15 protein-coding genes are annotated in these 18228 nt (G+C 55.3%); 8 read left to right on the top strand and 7 right to left on the bottom strand.

Annotation, left to right across the window (positions count from 1 at the left end):
* Window positions 1-4: 4 nt before the first annotated feature.
* Both KJI95_RS05770 and KJI95_RS05765 read right to left on the bottom strand, forming a co-directional pair.
* On the bottom strand, window positions 5-805 hold the full coding sequence (locus KJI95_RS05770; RefSeq protein WP_214506795.1) for an SDR family oxidoreductase: 801 nt from the start codon (window positions 803-805) through the stop codon (window positions 5-7).
* A gap of 68 nt (window positions 806-873) precedes the next feature.
* The gene (locus KJI95_RS05765; RefSeq protein WP_214506243.1) at window positions 874-3402 is read right to left on the bottom strand and encodes a putative bifunctional diguanylate cyclase/phosphodiesterase; all 2529 of its coding nucleotides are present in this window, start codon (window positions 3400-3402) and stop codon (window positions 874-876) included.
* A 273-nt stretch (window positions 3403-3675) separates the two neighbouring features.
* On the opposite strand from KJI95_RS05765, the gene KJI95_RS05760 reads away from it, so the two are divergent.
* The 4 genes from KJI95_RS05760 (at window position 3676) to KJI95_RS05745 (ending at window position 7352) form a co-directional block, all read left to right on the top strand.
* A complete protein-coding gene (locus tag KJI95_RS05760; RefSeq protein ID WP_214506242.1) occupies window positions 3676-4383 on the top strand; it encodes a spondin domain-containing protein in 708 nt (235 codons plus the stop codon).
* Window positions 4384-4394: 11 nt separating this feature from the next.
* Complete coding sequence (locus KJI95_RS05755; RefSeq protein ID WP_214506241.1) at window positions 4395-5108, top strand: spondin domain-containing protein; 714 nt, start codon at window positions 4395-4397, stop codon at window positions 5106-5108.
* A 109-nt stretch (window positions 5109-5217) separates the two neighbouring features.
* Window positions 5218-5931 carry a response regulator transcription factor gene (locus tag KJI95_RS05750; protein ID WP_250885678.1) on the top strand — a complete coding sequence of 238 codons (714 nt, stop codon included), beginning with the start codon at window positions 5218-5220 and terminating at the stop codon, window positions 5929-5931.
* Window positions 5931-7352: a sensor histidine kinase gene (locus tag KJI95_RS05745; RefSeq protein WP_214506239.1), complete on the top strand. Its 1422-nt coding sequence runs from the start codon at window positions 5931-5933 to the stop codon at window positions 7350-7352. Before KJI95_RS05750 ends, KJI95_RS05745 begins: the two co-directional genes overlap by 1 nt.
* Before the next feature lie 69 nt (window positions 7353-7421).
* Here the strand turns inward: KJI95_RS05745 and hemE are convergent, their stop codons facing one another.
* A complete protein-coding gene (hemE, locus tag KJI95_RS05740) occupies window positions 7422-8486 on the bottom strand; it encodes a uroporphyrinogen decarboxylase (RefSeq protein WP_214506238.1) in 1065 nt (354 codons plus the stop codon).
* Between the two features lie 459 nt (window positions 8487-8945).
* Between hemE and rsd the strand changes: the two genes are divergently transcribed.
* Together rsd and KJI95_RS05730 are read left to right on the top strand one after the other, a co-directional pair.
* Window positions 8946-9410, top strand: coding sequence for a sigma D regulator (gene rsd, locus KJI95_RS05735; protein WP_214506237.1), 465 nt, complete (start codon window positions 8946-8948; stop codon window positions 9408-9410).
* Window positions 9411-9680: 270 nt separating this feature from the next.
* Window positions 9681-10301: a glutathione S-transferase family protein gene (locus KJI95_RS05730; RefSeq protein ID WP_214506236.1), complete on the top strand. Its 621-nt coding sequence runs from the start codon at window positions 9681-9683 to the stop codon at window positions 10299-10301.
* Window positions 10302-10501: 200 nt separating this feature from the next.
* On the opposite strand, the gene KJI95_RS05725 is transcribed toward KJI95_RS05730, so the two are convergent.
* The 3 genes from KJI95_RS05725 to KJI95_RS05715 form a co-directional block, all read right to left on the bottom strand.
* Window positions 10502-11338, bottom strand: coding sequence for a sulfite exporter TauE/SafE family protein (locus KJI95_RS05725; protein WP_214506235.1), 837 nt, complete (start codon window positions 11336-11338; stop codon window positions 10502-10504).
* Between the two features lie 207 nt (window positions 11339-11545).
* Complete coding sequence (locus KJI95_RS05720) at window positions 11546-12589, bottom strand: methionine synthase (protein ID WP_214506234.1); 1044 nt, start codon at window positions 12587-12589, stop codon at window positions 11546-11548.
* A gap of 14 nt (window positions 12590-12603) precedes the next feature.
* Window positions 12604-13587, bottom strand: a complete 984-nt coding sequence (locus KJI95_RS05715) for a DUF1852 domain-containing protein (RefSeq protein WP_214506233.1) — start codon at window positions 13585-13587, stop codon at window positions 12604-12606.
* Between the two features lie 628 nt (window positions 13588-14215).
* Here KJI95_RS05715 and KJI95_RS05710 point away from each other — a divergent pair.
* A complete protein-coding gene (locus KJI95_RS05710; RefSeq protein ID WP_250885677.1) occupies window positions 14216-14884 on the top strand; it encodes an alpha/beta hydrolase in 669 nt (222 codons plus the stop codon).
* 330 nt (window positions 14885-15214) lie between these two features.
* Entirely contained in the window at window positions 15215-16669 is a 1455-nt protein-coding gene (locus tag KJI95_RS05705) for a DEAD/DEAH box helicase (protein ID WP_214506231.1), read from the top strand.
* Between the two features lie 553 nt (window positions 16670-17222).
* Here KJI95_RS05705 and KJI95_RS05700 read toward each other — a convergent pair.
* Window positions 17223-18143, bottom strand: a complete 921-nt coding sequence (locus tag KJI95_RS05700; RefSeq protein ID WP_214506230.1) for an FRG domain-containing protein — start codon at window positions 18141-18143, stop codon at window positions 17223-17225.
* Window positions 18144-18228: the final 85 nt, after the last annotated feature.

The raw sequence follows: 18228 nt of genomic DNA, 5'->3' as shown, positions 1-18228 counted from the left end.
AGCCTCAATGCCCAGAGGCTATGGCCTTTTTGGCAATGCTGTCGATAAGGGATGGCCACAGCAGGCGCAGCCAGCGGCCAAGGCGGCCGCGCAGCGACATAATCAGCAGCCGCTCACGCCCTGCGATGGCGGGTAACATGGCTTTGGCGCAGTCGTCGGCACTCTGAATTTTGCCTTCCTGCATCGGGCTTTTACCCAGCGCCTCACCCCGGCCATCCAGCGCCCGCTTATGGATTTGCGACACCACAAAGTCGGGGCAAATCACGGTCACGGCCACGCCTGCGTCGGCAAGTTCTATTCTGAGGGAGTCAAAAAATCCAATCATGGCATGCTTGGAGGCGGCATAGCCGCTGCGGGTTGGCACGCCGGTTAAGCCCGCCACCGAAGCGATGGCGACGATTTGCCCCCGACTCTGCTTAAGGTAGGGCAAGGCAAAATGGGTAAGTCGGGCGGGAGCAAGGTAGTTAACCTGCATAATGGTGTCGAGAATATCGAGCCGCTGCAGCGCATCGAAGCGCGACCACATGGTCATACCGGCGTTGTTGATGAGGATGTCGAGTCGGCCGAACTTGTCTATACAAGCATCGATAAGGTCCTTACAGGCGCTTTCATCGCTGACATCGGCGACATGGATTTGCACCTTATCACTGGCACCAAGCTCAAGCCGCAGACTTTCCAGCCGCTCGGCGCTGCGGGCACTGAGCAGTAAACTGCAGCCCTCAGCCAGCAGCACGGGCGCCAGCGCCCGACCTATGCCTTCCGATGCGCCCGTCAGCAGCACCACTTTTCCGTTCAGCCCGCCCATAAGCCCCACGCTTAATCATTTATAGTAACAATGACTTACACTGTCACATTCACGAGGGCTTTGCAAACTCAGGCAAGGCGGGCGAGTTTGGGGCGGCCGTGGTAATCGGCCAGCGGCTTTGGCCTGCCCACGGCATAGCCCTGGGCATAGTTGATGCCGATTTCTTCGAGCTTTTCGATAATGTCCTGACTTTCAACAAACTCGGCCACCGTCTCTATGCCCATCACGGCGCATACGTCGTGAATGGATTTGACGATGGCGTAGTCCTTGGCGTTACTGGCGAGCTGGCGCACAAAGCAGCCGTCGATTTTCACGTAATCCACCGGCAATTCCCTAAGGTACCCGTAGGACGCAAAGCCGCTGCCAAAGTCGTCGATGGCAAAGGCAAAACCCTGTTTGCGCAGGCTTTTAAGCATATCCAGTGCCCGCTGGCGATTTTGAATGGCCGTGGTTTCGGTGATTTCAAAACAGATACAGCTTGAGGGCGCGCCGGTGCGCTTTAGCTCATCAAGGATAAAGGTTTCCATCCCTTCCACGCCGAGCGAATTTCCGGAAAGGTTAATCGACAGACAGTGATCGCGCCAAAGCTCAGGCCTCGCGGCAAGCCACTGCATTGCCATGGAAATCACCGCCTTATCTACATCCGGCATTAACTTGAAGCGCTCAGCCGAGGCGATAAACTGCGCTGGCGGCAGCATACGGCCGTCACTCTCGCGGATCCTTAGCAGAATCTCCATCCGCTGGCGTGGGTTAGCTGCTTCCAGCGCGTGAATGGGCTGAAAGTACAGCTCCAGCTCACGGCTGTGGATAGCACGGGCAATGCGCATCGCCCACTTGGGCGCATTACGCTCGTAGTTGAGCTCTTTGTCTTTATCGTCGTAAAAGTGAATTTGATTGCTGCCCTTACGCTTGGCGGCAATACAGGCGATGTCGGCATCTTTAAACAGCTCCCGCAGCGGCGGCAGCGGCGTGCGGGCAAAGGCCACCCCAATACTCACGCCAACCCGATAACACTGCCCCTGATATTCAAGCACCTGCAGTGACAATTGCCGCTGCAGCTCTTTCATCAGCCGGGCCACCTCATGGGCGCTGCGCCCGAGCAGCAAAATGCCAAATTCGTCGCCGCCGAGCCGTGCCAGCATGTCATGGCTTTGAATACCGCCCTGCAAGCAGTGGGCAACCATTTGCAGCATACGGTCGCCTTCGAGATGGCCGCAGCTGTCGTTGATGATTTTGAATTGCTCCAGGTCGAGATAACACACGGCCGCCGAGCTGTCTTTAACCGAAACCTTATCGAGCCGCGCCTCAAAGGTGGCGCGGTTTGGCAAACCGGTAATGGGGTCTTCTTCGGCCTGACGCCTGAGCTCTGCCTTAAGGCGCTCTTCGGCGGTGATGTTACGCAGCGCCACCAGCGCGCCCTGCTGCTGGCCTTGATGATCTTCAATCCGGCTCAAGGTGCTTTGCAGCAGGTGGTTTTGATAACGGAAACAGTGGTTTTTGCGGGGCTTACCACTGCTTAGCAGAAAATCGGTAATGCTGTTTGTGTCCCAGCCAAGCAGCCGCTCAATCTGCTGGCCATGGCGCAGGATTTCGCCGCCAAGCAAACGGGCGGCCGGCGGATTGAAATACAGCACCCGCCCTTCGATATCAGTCAGCAGCACCGCATCGGCAATGCCTTCAAGGATGGCGCGGGCGCGCTCCTTCTGGGCAAAAATCTCCGCCAGCAGTTGATTGCTGACCTGAGAAAACTGCAGCACTTCCGGGCAGCCATCGGCATTGAGTGGATGATATTCACTGGCATTGGGGTCGATGTGGCCAAGTTGGGTCATCAGGGTACGAAGCGGCGCAACCAGGCTGCGGCTTATCCACAAATACCCCAGCGCCAATACCAAGAGCCCAAGCAGCAGCACCGCCATCACCACCAAATCCGGCGATGCGGTCAGGTTCCAGGCACCGGCAGAGACAAAGGTCACCTGCAGCGCCAATCTTGAGCCATCAAGCGAAGGCACTGGCACCAGATAGGCATCGCCATCGGCAGCCCTATCATGGCGCAGCTGCACCAGGCGGATATGGTCGACCACGCCGGACTGACCAAGCCGCTCAAGCTCGCCCTCGGCAAAGGTGCGTGACACCAGCACCCGGGCATCGCCGATGCGGATTGACGTCAGCAGGTGCGGCACGCCGTCCAGCAAGGCGGCGCCGGTTGCTTCATCGGGACCGGACACCAGCGCATGCACCAGGTCGGGCGGCAGCTCGCTGTCGGCGTTTTCACCAAGCGCATACAGGGTGCCGTTCAAATAGCGGAAGAAATGCAGCCCCATGGCGTGGGTGCGCTCATGCCAGGCGGAGTCCATGGCATCGCGGGACTGCTCATCAAGCAGATTCAGCGGGCTGGCGTAGATGTGGCTGAGCAGCAGCTGCCGTTTGACAGTGCGATCGTACTGCTCACCAATACTCACCAACTCCTGGGAGATGGTTTGCTCGCGCATCACTGCGGCTTTTTGCTCAAACCACAGCCCCATGCCCCAATAGACGAGCAACATCGCCGGCAAACAAAAGCCAACGATAAAAACCAGAAATTTTTTGCCTATGTGCATCTTGAACCATGGCCGTTTAATTCCGACGCCTGTGCGCCGGTACTGCATTAACGCGCCGAAAATACCCTATTTATGGCTGCGCTGAAACCTGTCTTTGCGCTTCCCATGCAAAAACTTGTACAGCATGCTGGTCCAAACGCCAACCTGCCTTTATAAAACGCATTATTTGGCGGATTACTCCGCCATCCGTGATGAAATTGTGATATTTGCGGGATATTTAAGTGAAGTTCCGAGCGGATGCTTTCTCCATCAAACCCAACAAGGAGAAACACCATGGCTCACAAATTACTGCCCGCAGGCGCCCTGCTTACCGCTGCCTTGCCGCTTATCGGCCACAGCGCCGAACTGGATATCAGCATCACCAACCTCACCCACGGCAACCACTTTACCCCAGTGCTGATCGCCGCCCACGGCGCAGATGTGCACCTGTTTCAAAGCGGTGAAATGGCCACGGCCGCCCTGCAAAAAATGGCCGAAGGCGGTGCTATCGATGAGCTGGTGACCCAGGTCGAAGGCGCAGGTGGCGCCACAGTACAAAACCCAGCAGCTGGCCTCATGGCCGCAGGCAGCAGCGTTTCCGGCGTGTTGATGAATAGCGGCAGCCAGACCCACTTAAGCCTTGTCGCCATGGTGCTGCCCACCAACGATGCCTTTATCGGCCTTGATGCCTGGCCTATTCCCACCGAAGCGGGCACTTACACCCTGTATCTCAACGCCTACGATGCGGGCACCGAAGCCAACGATGAAATCATTAACGGCGCAGGCGCGCCCGGTCAGCCCGGCATTCCGGCAGCGCCCGGCGGCAATGGCGGCAGCAATGGCAATGGCACCGGCGTGGCCGATGGCTCAGGTAACGATAAGGTGCACATTCACCCCGGAGTACTCGGTGATACCGATCCCAATGGCGGCACCTCGGATCTCGACAGTCGTATCCATCGCTGGCTCAACCCCGTGGCCCGCGTGGTTGTGACAGTGAAATAAGGAGGCTCAAGATGAATACGCTTCCCATGAAAACCAGCCTGCTCGCCCTTGCCCTGTTGGGGCTTGGGGCCTGCTCCGACAGTGACAATATGGCTCCCATCGAGCCGCCTCCACCACCTCAGGTTGCGATGCAAAGCTTTGAAGTCACAGTCACCAACCTTACCGCCAATCAGCCGATGTCACCGCTGGCGCTAATCAGCCACGACGATAACGTCAAGCTGTGGCAAATCGGTGAAAGTGCCAGTGTAGCCCTCGAGCAAGTGGCCGAAGCTGGCAACAGCAGCGGCTTTGATAGCCTAAGTGGTGTGAATGCTGTGGTGCGCGGCGCAGGCATGTTGCCGCCCGGCATGAGCGAAACCCTCATGCTCACTCTTGAGGAAGATAAAGTAGACGCTCTGTCACTGCTGACCATGTTAGTGAACACCAACGATGGCTTCAGCGGCATTAACGCCATGGACATCGACAGCATGGAAAAAGGCAGCGCCAAAACCCTTACCCTCATGGCCTACGATGCCGGCACCGAAGCCAACTCCGAAGCCAAGGGCAGCATCCCCGGCCCCGCCGATGGCGGCGAAGGTTTTAACGCCGCGCGGGACGATGTAAACCGGGTTCATGTGCATCCGGGCGTTATCAGTCAGGACGATGGCTTAACCGGCTCAGTGCTTAACGCCTCGCACAGGTTCGATAACCCGGTGCTTAAGGTCACGGTCAGGCGTACCGAATAAAGGCTGAAAGAAAAGGCGCCGGCCGCAGGTCATCTTGATACCTGTCAGTGCCGGAGCCCGGGTGATGCCTTATCAGATTAATGGAAGCCACACGAAAGATAGCCTTGCGATGGAAGGAGGCGCGCAGATCCTGCTTGTGGAAGACGAGCAGGATTTGGCGCAAATGATTATGGTAAACCTGACTGCACTTAACTTTCGGGTGTTCCACGCCAGCAACTTGCACCAGGCCAAGGCACTGCTGCAGGCCAAGCGCATCGATTTATTGCTGCTCGACCGCATGCTGCCCGATGGCGATGGCCTGTTGTTGTGCCATGAGCTCAGAAACGCCGGCCTCGATATGCCGGTGATGCTGCTCACCGCCCGCGATGGCGAGGCCGATACTGTGCTTGGGCTCGAAAGCGGCGCCGACGATTACATGACCAAGCCCTTCAGCGTACTTGAGCTCAGAGCCCGCACCAAGGCGCTGCTGAGACGTCGCATCAGCGCCGTGCCTTCACGGCAACTGATTGAGTTTGAAGGGCTTCGCATCGATGTCGATTCCCGCGAAGTGGTCGCCTTCGACAGTCCGCTGCCGCTCACCGCCAAAGAGTTTGATCTGCTTGCCTTTTTAGCCCGCCATCCGCAGCAGGTGTTCAGCCGCACCCAATTGCTCGATGCCGTGTGGGGCTATCGTTTCGATGGCTTCGAGCACACGGTTAACAGCCATATCAATCGCCTGCGCGGTAAGCTGGCGCAAATCCCCGGCTCCCGCGAGCTGGTGCAAACCGTGTGGGGCGTGGGTTATAAGTTTGCCCCGCCAAACGCACTGGCGGCACTGCACTGATGAAAAGCCTGTTTGCCCGGATCATGCTTGCCTCAACGGTGCTGATGCTGGCACTGATGCTCGCCCTCGGCGTATTTTTGGAGCAAAGCCATCGGCTTGGGCGCGATAAGGTGCAGCAGTCTTTGCACCGGGAATTGTCGGCCCACATGGCCCATATCAACCCCATGCTGTCGCGCGGGGTCACCTCCGACAGCGCCCTTAAAGAAGCCTTTCACGACTTTATGCTGCTGGGGCCAAGCTTTGAGATTTATACCTTAAGCCAATCCGGACAGGTGCTGGCATTTGATGCCGCGCCAGGCAAGGTTGTTACGCCGCAGGTCGATTTATCGCCAATTCAGCGTTTTTTGCGGGGCGATGCGCTGCCCATCACAGGCACAGATCCCCGCTCCGAAAAGCTGCAGAAAATCTTCTCAGTGAGCGAGCTTAAAGACCCCGGCGGCCAGCTCACCGGTTACCTGTATGTCATCATCGGCGGCGAGATTTACGACAGCTGGCACGCGCTGCTGACAAACGACATTCAAAGCCGCGGCCTTGGCGCCGGCATGCTGCTTGCCATCGGCTTTGTGATGGCGCTGTTTTTACTGCTGGCCAAGGTGCTTAGCGCGCCGCTTAAGCGCTTAAGCCGGGATCTTGACCAGCTGCGTCAGGCAGGACAAGGGCAGGCCACGCTGCCCGGCCACTATGGCGGCGGCGCCGAAATAGACAGCCTTGCCACCAACATCAATGCCCTGCTTGGCACCTTATCGGCGCAGCATCAAAAGCTTGCCTCCCAGCAGGCGGCGCGGCAGCAGTTTTTACTGCATTTATCCCACGACCTTAAAACCCCGCTCACCTCGCTGCTGGGGTATCTTGAAACCTATCTCATCACGGCAGAAAAGCAGCGCGATATCGGCTGGCTCGAAGCCGGAATGCGCTCGGGGGAAAAGCTTAAGTCGCAGCTTGGTGAGCTTTTGGAACTCGCCGCGCTGGAAAATGGCCAGATCCGGGTAAATTCACGTTTAACGCCCCTCAAACCCATTCTGGATGAACTAGAGCAGTGCTTTGCTCCCAAGGCACGGCAAAAGCAGATCAGGCTCAATATTGCGAAACCCGGTGAACTGCAACTGCACACAGATCCGCAGCTGCTGGGGCGGGTACTGTCGAATCTTTTGGATAACGCACTGAGATACACCCCACGAGGGGGCGAGATCAGCATCAGCATACAATCGGGTGAGCAAATCACCCTGAGTGTGCGCGACACAGGCCCCGGGATGGGCGCAGAGCAACAGGCCGCCTGGCAAACGCCCGCCGATGGAGAGCTGCCGCAGCTGGGGGTGGGGTTATCGATTGTGCGGCAACTCACTGGCCTGCTGGGCATGAAGCTGATGCCCATCAGTCGCCCGAGGGCGGGCTGCGAGTTCAGGATTGAGCTGCCGGTCTGATAGCCGGTATCGGCACCCGCAGAAAACAAAAAGGCCCGCGAATGCGGGCCTTAACGCTAAGTCAGCGGCTTACTTGTGATACTTGCGTGACTTCTCGTGTACCGCCTTGATAAAGGCGCCGGCATGCTCAGGATCCACATGCTGATGGATACCGTGGCCGAGGTTAAACACGTGACCGGTACCTTCACCGAAGCCAGCCAGAATTTGCTCAACTTCTTCTTCGATGCGTGGAATTGGCGCGTACAGCATGGAAGGGTCCATGTTGCCCTGCAGTGCTACCTTGTGGCCTACGCGGCGACGGGCATCGGCGATGTCGACAGTCCAGTCCAGACCCAGCGCATCACAGCCGGTTTCGGCCATGGATTCGAGCCACAGACCGCCGCCCTTGGTGAACAGGGTCACAGGTACCTGACGGCCTTCGTTGTGGCGGGTCAGGCCATCAACAATCTTCTGCATGTAGCGCAGTGAGAACTCGCGGTAAGCAGTGTGCGACAGCGCGCCGCCCCAGGAGTCGAAAATCATCACTGACTGGGCACCGTTGGCGATTTGTGCGTTCAGGTACAGGATGACCGAGTCGGCCAGCTTGTCCAGCAGCAGGTGCAGCGCCATCGGCTCGGAGTACATCATACGTTTGATTTTTTCGAACGCCTTGCTGGAGCCGCCTTCCACCATGTAAGTGGCCAGGGTCCAGGGCGAGCCGGAGAAACCAATCAGCGGTACTTCGCCTTTGAGTTCGCGGCGGATAGTGCTCACGGCACGCATCACGTAGCCAAGCTCATCTTCCGGATCTGGGATTGGCAGCGCCTTGATGGCTTCGAGGGTGTCGGCCTTACGCTCAAAACGTGGGCCTTCGCCGGTTTCAAAGTACAGACCCAGACCCATGGCATCGGGAATGGTCAGAATGTCGGAGAACAGGATAGCCGCGTCGAGCTCGTAACGGCGCAGCGGCTGCAAGGTCACTTCGCAGGCCAACTCGGCATTTTTGCACAGTGACATAAAATCACCGGCCTGGGCACGGGTAGCACGGTATTCAGGAAGATAACGGCCCGCCTGACGCATCATCCACACGGGAGTGACATCCACGGGTTGTTTAAGCAGGGCGCGCAGGTAACGATCGTTTTTCAATTCTGCCATTTGGCGTGATTCCTGTTCTTATGGAAAGCTGCGCGGTAGTTTAGCATTTACGGGAATAAAGTAACCGTTCAGAGTGCATTTATGTGAGCTTCTCCCACTCCCCGAACGCCGGGATGCGGCCAATATGCTTATCTTCTGATCAAGATCAACGGATGACGGGAAAATGACGCCTTTGTGAATCTTGAGACAGAAAAAAGTTGCGTGGGGGGATCCCCTTTGGTATAAAAAGTCTGCGCTAGCAAGAACAATCAAGAAGCTCGTCACATCGAGCCCGCATATATTCTCACTCGCCCGGCAACAGACTTCTGTGCCGGGCTTTTTATTTCCTGTGGTTTTTGTATACAAAACAACTGGTTTGTCCATAGCATACGGAATGCTGAAAGCGTCAAAAATCAGTTGATCCCCGACCAACTTCTCTCCTACAGTAAAAGAACGAAAATTGCACAAAAGGGGCAAACCATGCTCAGTCAGCTGGAACGGGCCGAACAACGTTGGGGCGGTGCCAACAAGCTAATCGATCAATGGCTGGAAAACCGCCGTAATCTGCTGGTGCACTACTGCCAGATTGCCGGCCTCCCCCCCTATGATGGCCGCGACAGCCTGCCCTCGTTCGATCACATCAAAGCCTTTTGCGACCTGCTGGTCGATTACGTCTCTGAAGGCCACTTCGAGATTTACAACCGGGTGGTAAGCGCCTGCGAAACCAACGGCAAAGACAGCCAGGCCATCGCCAAGCAACTGCTGCCGCGCATCCACAACACCACTGATGCCGCACTGGACTTCAACGACAAGTACACAGGCGTGGATGATGAAACCGTGCTGATGCAGCTCGACAATGACCTCTCCAATCTCGGCGACGCCATGGAAACCCGCTTCCAACTTGAAGATCAGTTGCTCGAAGTGCTGCATACCCGCCATTCGTGATTGGCACCTTCTACAATAACCAAGCCGGCAGACGCCGGCTTTGTTGTTTAAGCGGCGGCTTTCCTTTTGACCGAGCTTTTCGTTACATTGTCGGCTGGCGTTGTCGCTACTATGTTCGCTATTGTGTTCGCTATTATTTTTCACGACTGGTTTTCTGTGCCGATTTTCAGCATTGGTTTTTGCCGGGGTTGAATGCGCCCGGCAAGCCCCCAAGTTCAATGGCCACCTGCGTCGCAACAAACTGCGGGTTCGCAATCTCAGGAGAGTAAGATGAGCAAGATTAAAGTCAGTTATTTTGATGTCGATGGCGGCCGCGGCGAGCCAATCCGCATAGTGCTGCACGCCGCTGGGATCCCGTTTGAGGATTTCCGTTTCGGCTACGGTGAATTTGCCGAAGTGCGTAAAACCACGCCGCTGAATCAGGTGCCTACGGTCAACATAGACGGAGTGCAGTACACCCAGTCGTGCGCCCTGCTCAGATACTTCGGAAAAGCCGCCGATTTGTATCCGCAGGATGCGTTTCAGGCGCTGCTGTGTGATGAAATTATCGATGGCAGCGAAGACCTCACCAACAAACTGGTTGCAAGCTTCGGCCTGCAGGGCGATGCCTTAAAGAGTGCCCGCGAGGCCTTTATTGCCGGCCCGCTGACCCAGTATCTGGGCTGGATGGCAGCCAAGCTCGCCGCCCAGGGCAACTATTTTGCCAACGGCAAGCTGACCATCGGCGATCTGAAAGTGTTTATGCTGCTGCGCTGGTTAAGCTCCGGCATGCTGGACCACATTCCGGCCGACTGCGTGTCGCGGATTGCGCCATCACTCGCCGCTTACGCTGCGCGCATCGCCGCCGAACCTGTACTGACAAGTTACTACGAGTCCCGCGCTGGCAAGTAATTGCCGCCCCGCAAGGGGCAATTGCGGTTGCCCGTAAAGCAAAAGTAAGCAGAGCCAAAAGCAAGCAAACAGCAAGTAAAGAAAAGGCCAGCATATTGCTGGCTTTTTCTCTCTCTTAAAGGGCGAAAATGAAGGACTACGATTAAGGGCAATGAACCCGCGCGCGCATCAGAACCGTAAGCAATCAGAACTGTAGGCAATCAGAGTGCGGGCAGCAGCTGCCACAGCATGCGTCCACCGGTAATAAGCAGCACCAGCGCAAACACCTTTTTCAGTTTGGCGCCATCGAGCCGTGCCCCCAATGCTGCACCTATGGGCGCAAACAACACGGTTAAGGGCACAATGCACAAAAAGCCCGGCAAGTTGACCAGCCCCAGGGTGCCAATCGGCGCATCGGTTGGCGTAGTGCCAAACAGGAGCATGGTCAGGGCTCCGGGCAGTGCTATCAAAAGCCCGATGGCGGCGGCTGTGCCCACCGCCCGGTGGGCTGGGTAACTGCAGAGTGTCAGCAGTGGCACTGAAATTGTGCCGCCGCCAATGCCAACCATGGCACTGAAAAAGCCGATACCACCGCCCATCAGCCGCTGCATCGCCCTGCCCGGCAGCTTGGCGAACATCGCCGCCTTGCCGGTACGAAACAGCATATTAAGGGCTGCCAACATGGCGATGATGGCAAAAAGCAGAGTCAGCCAGCGGCCATCAAGCTCGGTAACCAGCAAGCTGCCGCCAAGCACACCGGCCACGATAAAGGGCGCCCAACGCTTAAGCAGCAGCGTATCAACATTGCCTTTGAGATTATGGGCGCGGATGGAGCTTATTGAGGTCGGGATCATGGTCGCAAGGGAGGTAGCCGTTGCCACCAGCATGGCCGAAGGCGCCGACACGCCCTGGCGCTGCAGCAGAAAAAACAGCACCGGCACTATCACTATGCCGCCGCCGACACCCAGCAAACCGGCCAGCAGCCCCGCCAGCACGCCAGTGGCGACCAGAGTCAGGATGAATGAGAGATTGGCGGCGGCAAAATCGATAAGTTCCATTGAATCGGGTTTCTTATTATCAGTTGTCTATACAAGTTAAGGCTTGCGAAAGGAAAAGCCGGGCGCAGCATGGCTGCGTCACCGGCGATGGGATTGATTACAGAGCTTGTTAAATCGCTTTGGCTTGCAGCTTTTGAAGCACCAGCTTTGACGAGCAAGCTGCTCACGCTCCAGTTTTTAACGAGCCAGCTCGTCGCGCTCCGGTTTTTAACGAGCCAGCTCTTCTCGAACAAGCTCTTCACGAACAAGCTGGGCCCCGGCCGCGAGTGCCGCCAGTTTGCCGCGCGCCACCTGGCGAGGCAGCGGCGCCATGCCGCAGTTGGTGCAGGGGTAGAGTTTGTCGGCATCGACAAATTGCAGCGCCTTCCGCAAGGTTGCCGCTACTTCTTCAGGGGTTTCAATGGCATGGTTTGCCACATCGATGGCGCCCACCATCACCTTTTTGCCGCGCACCAGCTCCAGAAGCTCCAGCGGCACCCGGGAGTTGTGGCACTCAAGCGAAATAATATCGATGGATGACTGCTGCAGCTTGGGGAAGATTTCTTCGTACTGGCGCCACTCTGAGCCTAAGGTTTTCTTCCAGTCGGTGTTGGCCTTAATGCCGTAGCCATAGCAAATGTGCACCGCGGTTTCGCATTTAAGGCCTTCGATGGCACGCTCCAGCGCCGCTATGCCCCACTGGTTCACCTCATCAAAAAACACGTTGAAGGCGGGCTCATCAAACTGAATGATGTCGACCCCGGCGGCCTCAAGCTCTTTAGCCTCTTCGTTGAGGATTTTGGCAAATTCAAACGCCAGCGCCTCGCGGTTTTTGTAATGTGCATCATAGAGGGTGTCTATCATGGTCATGGGCCCCGGCAGCGCCCATTTAATGGGTTTAGTGGTTTGCTGACGCAGGAATTTGGCGTCTTCCACAAACACGGGTTTGGTGCGCGACACAGGCCCCACCACGGTCGGCACACTGGCATCGTAGCGATCGCGAATGCGCACCGTCTCGCGCTTCTCGAAATCGACCCCGTTTAAATGCTCAATAAAAGTGGTGACAAAGTGCTGCCGGGTTTGCTCGCCATCGCTGACAATATCAATCCCGGCCAGTTGCTGCTCCTGCAGGGCGATACGCAGCGCATCGCATTTGCCGTCGTGCAGGGCATCGCCTTCAAGCTTCCAGGGCGACCAGAGGGTCTCGGGCTCAGCAAGCCACAGCGGCTTGGGTAAACTGCCAGCACTCGAAGTGGGTAAGAGTTTTTTCATGATTTGCTCCGAGCTTAGGCTGACTGAGAAAAATTGGCGGACCACTGCTCGAGGAACGCCTTGTGAGGCTTGATAAAATGCTCTTCGGCAAACTTGCCCTGCTGAATCGCCAGCTTGCTGCGCTCTTCTCGGTCGTAGACGATTTTGGTGAGTGAGTGCTGCTGGCTCTTTAAATCGGCCTGATAACGCTGCCCGGCGGCGGCATGGGCGTTGTAAATTTCAGGACGGTAGATTTTCTGGAAGGTTTCCATGGTGCTGATGGTGCCAATCAGCTCAAGGTTGCTGTAGTCGTTGAGAAGGTCACCAAAGAAGTAAAACGCCAGTGGTGCAACACAGCCTGCGGGCATAAAGTAGCGCACATTCAGGCCCATCTTGTTGAAATACTGCTCTGTCAGTGACGACTCATTGGGCAGGTATTCAAAGCCCAGCACCGGATGCTGATTGGTGCTGCGCTGGTACACCTTGCTATCGGACACACTGAGGCAAATCACCGGCCGCTTTTTAAACTGGCGCTGGTAGGCGTCGGATTTCACAAAATGCTGGAACAGCCGTCCGTGCAGCTCGCCAAAGTTTTCCGGAATGCTGAACCCTTGCCTGTTTTTATTGTGCTCCAGCAGCAACACGCTGAAATCGTAATCCCGCACGTAAGACGAAAAGTTATTGCCCACCAGCCCTTCAATTCGCTCATTGGTTTTGTGGTCGATGATGTTGGTTTTCAGCACTTCAATCGACGGAAACGCATTGGCCTGCCCTTCAATTTGGATATCCACCGACACAATTTCCAGCTCAACCGAATAACGATTGGCGTCGGGGTTGTCCCAATGGGCCAGCGAGTTGAACCTGTCGTTAATCATGGTCAGGGTATTGCGCAGGTTTTGCTGGCGACGCTCGCCCCGGGCGAGATTGGCAAAATTGGTGGTGATGCGGGTGCTGTCGGATGGGACGTAATGCTCATCAAAACAGATGCTTTTGATTGAAAAAGAAAATTCGTTACTCATACTGCTGCGCTCTCCGTTATCACTGCTGCCGTTATCGCTGCTGCCCTGCCCGCCACTCTCGATGGCTTGCTGTGGGTTTAGCTGGATCCCTGTGGCTCTTTGCTTGTGTGGCTTTCTATTTATGTCGCTGGTTAGTTACGAGGCTTTTGGCTTGTGTGCCACTTTGGCTTTTGCGGCAATTGGCCCAAACAGACCTAAACGCCGCGCTGCCGCCGATTAACCTGAAGCAAGGCCGCCACAGCGCCACATTAACGCCACCCCACTGAATATTTAGACGTCTAAACGGCTAAACATCCGCTTTGGAGTGCTTTATACCCATAAGCAAAGATGAAGAAAATTGAATAATCCGCGACTGCAACATGAGCCAAATTCAACATGCGCCAAAAGCCGCATCCGCGCAGGCTGTGACTGAGGTATAACCAATGAACTGGCAGATGAGCCCAGGCAATATCAACCTTTAGGCTCACAGGTCGGCCTTGGCAGCATGGCTCTGACCTAACCACGCAGCTACCTGATATCTGTTCACAAAACGGCGAAATTGTGTGACCGTAGCTGACTGGGTAAACAAACTTAAGGGCTTGTGATGAAAGCAGGATTGGCGACATTGATGCTGGCGAGCAGTTTAATCATGCAGTCAACCGCTGGGCAGGCTAGCAATTTATCCACACAGGCAACTGCAGAGCAGACGCTTGCAGGCACTGTGGTGACTACTCCGCCTGACAAGCCAAGCCCGTCGGCAACCTATCTCTTTTATTTACACGGCCGCATTATTGAAAACAGCGGCCCCAGGCCAACCGACCCAAGGTTTGGCTTATATGATTACCCGGCAGTACTGGATGCGCTGGCTTCCCGTGGCGCGGTGGTGATTTCAGCCCAGCGACCGGCCAATACCAACAGTTACGCCTACGCCGGCAACATAGTGGCCCAAATTGAGCAATTGATTGAAGCAGGCGTGCCCGAGCGCAACATAGTGGTGGTCGGTTTTTCAAAAGGCGGCGGCATTACCACCCGGGTATCCAGCTACCTGCATCGCCCTGAACTGCGCTACGTGCTGTTGGCATCCTGCCCCGAAGGCTCAGTGCCACCCAGCCTGAGATTATCCGGCAAGGTATTTTCGATTTATGAAGCAAGCGATGCGCTGGGCGCAAGCTGCCGCCACTTTATGGACTATCCTGAAAAACCGGCAAGCTTTAAGGAACTTAAAATCGACACCGGCAAACTGCACGGCGCCTTTTACCAGCCTCTCCCCGAGTGGCTGAACCCAGTGCTGGATTGGGTACACGGTGAGGCACAGTGATCCTATGAGATGGGATCTGACGGGATTGGATCCGATGGGATGAGAGCTGATGGGATGAGAGCTGATGGGACAGGTTCTGGTGGAGTAGGATTGATTGGCCTGAGTACTTTGCCCACACATCGGGTGGATATCCGAGAACTAAAAACGGCTTACAGCTGTAGAATGCGCCCATAGATGTGCTGACACTTCTCTGCCCTGGCTTTCTGTGCTTGACTTGATCCAATGTCTGCAGCCCCCATCAAGCGCCGCTGGCTTTGAATACCGGATGAATAGCGATAGAATGCGCGCCCATCCTGAGGCTACCGCCCACTACACTGAGTTGGATTTTCTATGTCATTTGCTCGTCTGGGGTTAGCTCCCGCCATTACTTCGGCACTAGAGTCGCTTAACTATCAACAGCCTACCGAGATCCAGCAAAAGGCTATCCCGGTCGCTTTAAGTGGCCACAATCTGCTGGCCGCAGCTCAAACAGGCACGGGCAAAACGGCGGCGTTTGGACTGCCGCTGATTGAGCGCTTAAGCAAGGGCAAGACAGAACGGAAAAAACGGGTACGGGCGGTGATTATGGCGCCCACCCGGGAGTTGGTGGTGCAGGTGGCTGACAATCTCGGCGCCTACGCAGCGAATTTGCCGCTGACCGTGTTGGCCATGTATGGCGGCGTGGATATGGAGGCCCAAAAGCAGGCGCTGATTGCGGGGGTGGATATTCTGGTGGCGACGCCGGGTCGACTCAAAGACATGTACCATCAACGCGCTGTGCATTTTGACGAAATCCAGGTGCTGGTGCTGGATGAAGCCGACCGCATGCTGGATATGGGCTTTATTGAGGTCATTAACGACCTTATCGGCCGCATGCCCACGAACCGCCAGAATCTGCTGTTTTCGGCGACTTTGTCCCCGCGGATCCGCGAACTGGCCAAAACTGCGGTGCCGGATCCAGTTGAAATTGCCATCGCCAAGCCCAGCAAAAAAGAGATTTCCCAGTGGTTGGTGACGGTCGACAAGGACGCCAAGTCGGCACTGCTGAGCCATCTTATCCAAACTGAACAGTGGCAGCAGGCGCTGATTTTTATTGAAACCAAACATGGTGCAGCCAAGTTGGTCAGCCAGCTTGAAAAGCGTGGCATTCGCGCCGAAGCGTTTCACAGTGGCCGCAGTCAGGCGTCGCGCGAGCAGGTGCTGAGTGAATTTAAAGACGGCAGCTTGCAGTATCTGGTCGCCACCGGCGTGGCCGCACGGGGGATTGATGTCGATAAGCTTGAACGGGTGGTGAACTACGATCTGCCATTCCCGCCGGATGAATATATTCACCGGATCGGTCGTACCGGCCGCGCGGGCATGACAGGGGAAGCTGTGTCTTTGCTGTCAAAAGATGATTTCAAGAATCTGTGTATGATTGAAAGCCGCCTCGGGCATGTGATTGAGCGGCGAGTGATAGAAGGGTTTGAGCCTAAAAAGCCTATCCCTGTGTCTATTCTCGACTATAAGCCCAGCTCTCAACGCAGCTCTCAGCCCAAGTCTCAGTCCAACTCTCAGCGCAAAGCCCAACCCAGCTCTGAGCTCAGCTCTCAACGCAACTCTCAGCTCAGCTATCAACGCAACTCTCAGCCCGTCTCTCAACCAAAAGCTCGCCCAGAAAAACCAGGGGCAAGCGAAGGCGGCACTGAAGCCAAAGGCCCTTGGGCAGCGGCGCAACGGAAAAAACCAGCAAACCCACAGCGTGGGACGGGCGCCGCCAGATCAGGGACGCCAAAGGGGAAGGACTCAGGCAAGCCACGGGGCTAATCTAAGAGGCCGCGAGCAGCGGCCTGAGCTGTGACATCAATGAGTGAGGACGGTCGCTTTGCAAGCGACAGAAGGTCGTGGGTCTTCAACCCACACCCGACCAAGAGGGGATCTACAGCAATCCCCTTTTGCCGATTTATAAATAAGAGTCCCTGCCGCCCCAGACGAAGCTAGGCACTTTGGCCTTATGGGCTGAAAACGGTCACCGAGACCGACTCACGAATTTACATCCCTATAAATTCATCCCAGCTCGGCTATCCTTGCCTCGCGCTGATCTGCACGGATGGAGAGAATGCAGAAAGTGTTGGGAACAACTTTCTGCCGTAAACTTTTCGGCTTTGCGACATTCGCCCCTTCTCGACGGTCTCTGCCTCGACTTCCCTGTCTCGGCTACGCGCCCAATTCCAACAACCTTAGCGGCACCGAAGGTGGGGAAAGACCAGTGCAATCTGCAGGTGAAGTGTTATGCCTGTCCTGACTTTTCTTCTTTAGTCTGTCAGGTCGCCGATGATTGGGTTTAATTAACTCCGACCCCTTTATCTATCTCTACTCGTTAAAAAACGCAGTAAGATTTAATATCAGCGGTTTGATATTCTAGCTCCGGAAATAGCGACGCCTGCGTCACTCCACAAAATTCAAGCTCCCTCAGAATATTTGCTTTGCAGCCTGAAGGAATAACTGCTTCCTGTACGTAAGATTGAAAGCCGTTAAGATTTAGAAAGCTTTGCCCACCGTGGTAGCACTTCCCAAAATGACAAGTGAAGACACCGTGCTGAGCTATCAGTCGACTGTTGATTTTTGGCGGGGTAAAAAGAAAGCCTGGATAAACCAGCTTTCGCACAGGGTCGACCTGCAAGTTAAGGCTTCCTATTGTTCCTGCGAACAAATCTGGAGAAAGTTTTGCTTTTCCAATCGCAACACCTATTTTATGGTCAGAAAAATACAGTGTCCGCTCACAATAATCTAACTCATCTTCTGACAACTTGTTGCAAGCATTGAGTATTGCTCGATTAAAGCCAAATGGATTTGAGTTATGAATTAACTCTTCAAACAAATTACGAATAAATTTTTGATGTATCTGATTAAATTGTTCAAGCTCATTAATTTTATTAGGAATTGAGAAAATTTTTGCTTCACAAGCAGGCTCTGTCGAACATGCAAAATACAGCGCAACAAGTAGGTTTTCTGTCCAATCGAGCAGGCGTGTTGGCAGCCCATAATGCTGCGCATAGGTTAGTAATTCAAAGGTGTCGCTGTGCCTTTCTTTTGCTTCCGGATGCCTTCGTATAAATTCTTTCAGCAGCTTTGCTTCATCAAAGTATTCGTTACTACCTGGATGCGTTTCGCGAAAGACCGACGGTACTAAATCCCAACTTTTATTTGCATGCCCACGAAACCAGCACTTCCGGTCTTGAGCGGAGGCAAACTCAAGCGCATCTGCGATACAAGTAATGACTCTGTCCCACTTTGACATAACGACTTCCTAAAAGAAAAACAGGACAGCCGCACCGTCCCAAGCTTGTAACCAAGATAACATTAAGAGCTTGAAAAACACACAA

This window comes from Shewanella jiangmenensis, assembly GCF_018596335.1.
In the GTDB taxonomy this organism is placed as follows: Bacteria; Pseudomonadota; Gammaproteobacteria; order Enterobacterales; family Shewanellaceae; genus Shewanella; species Shewanella jiangmenensis.
This window is presented reverse-complemented; position numbering and strand designations above follow the sequence as displayed.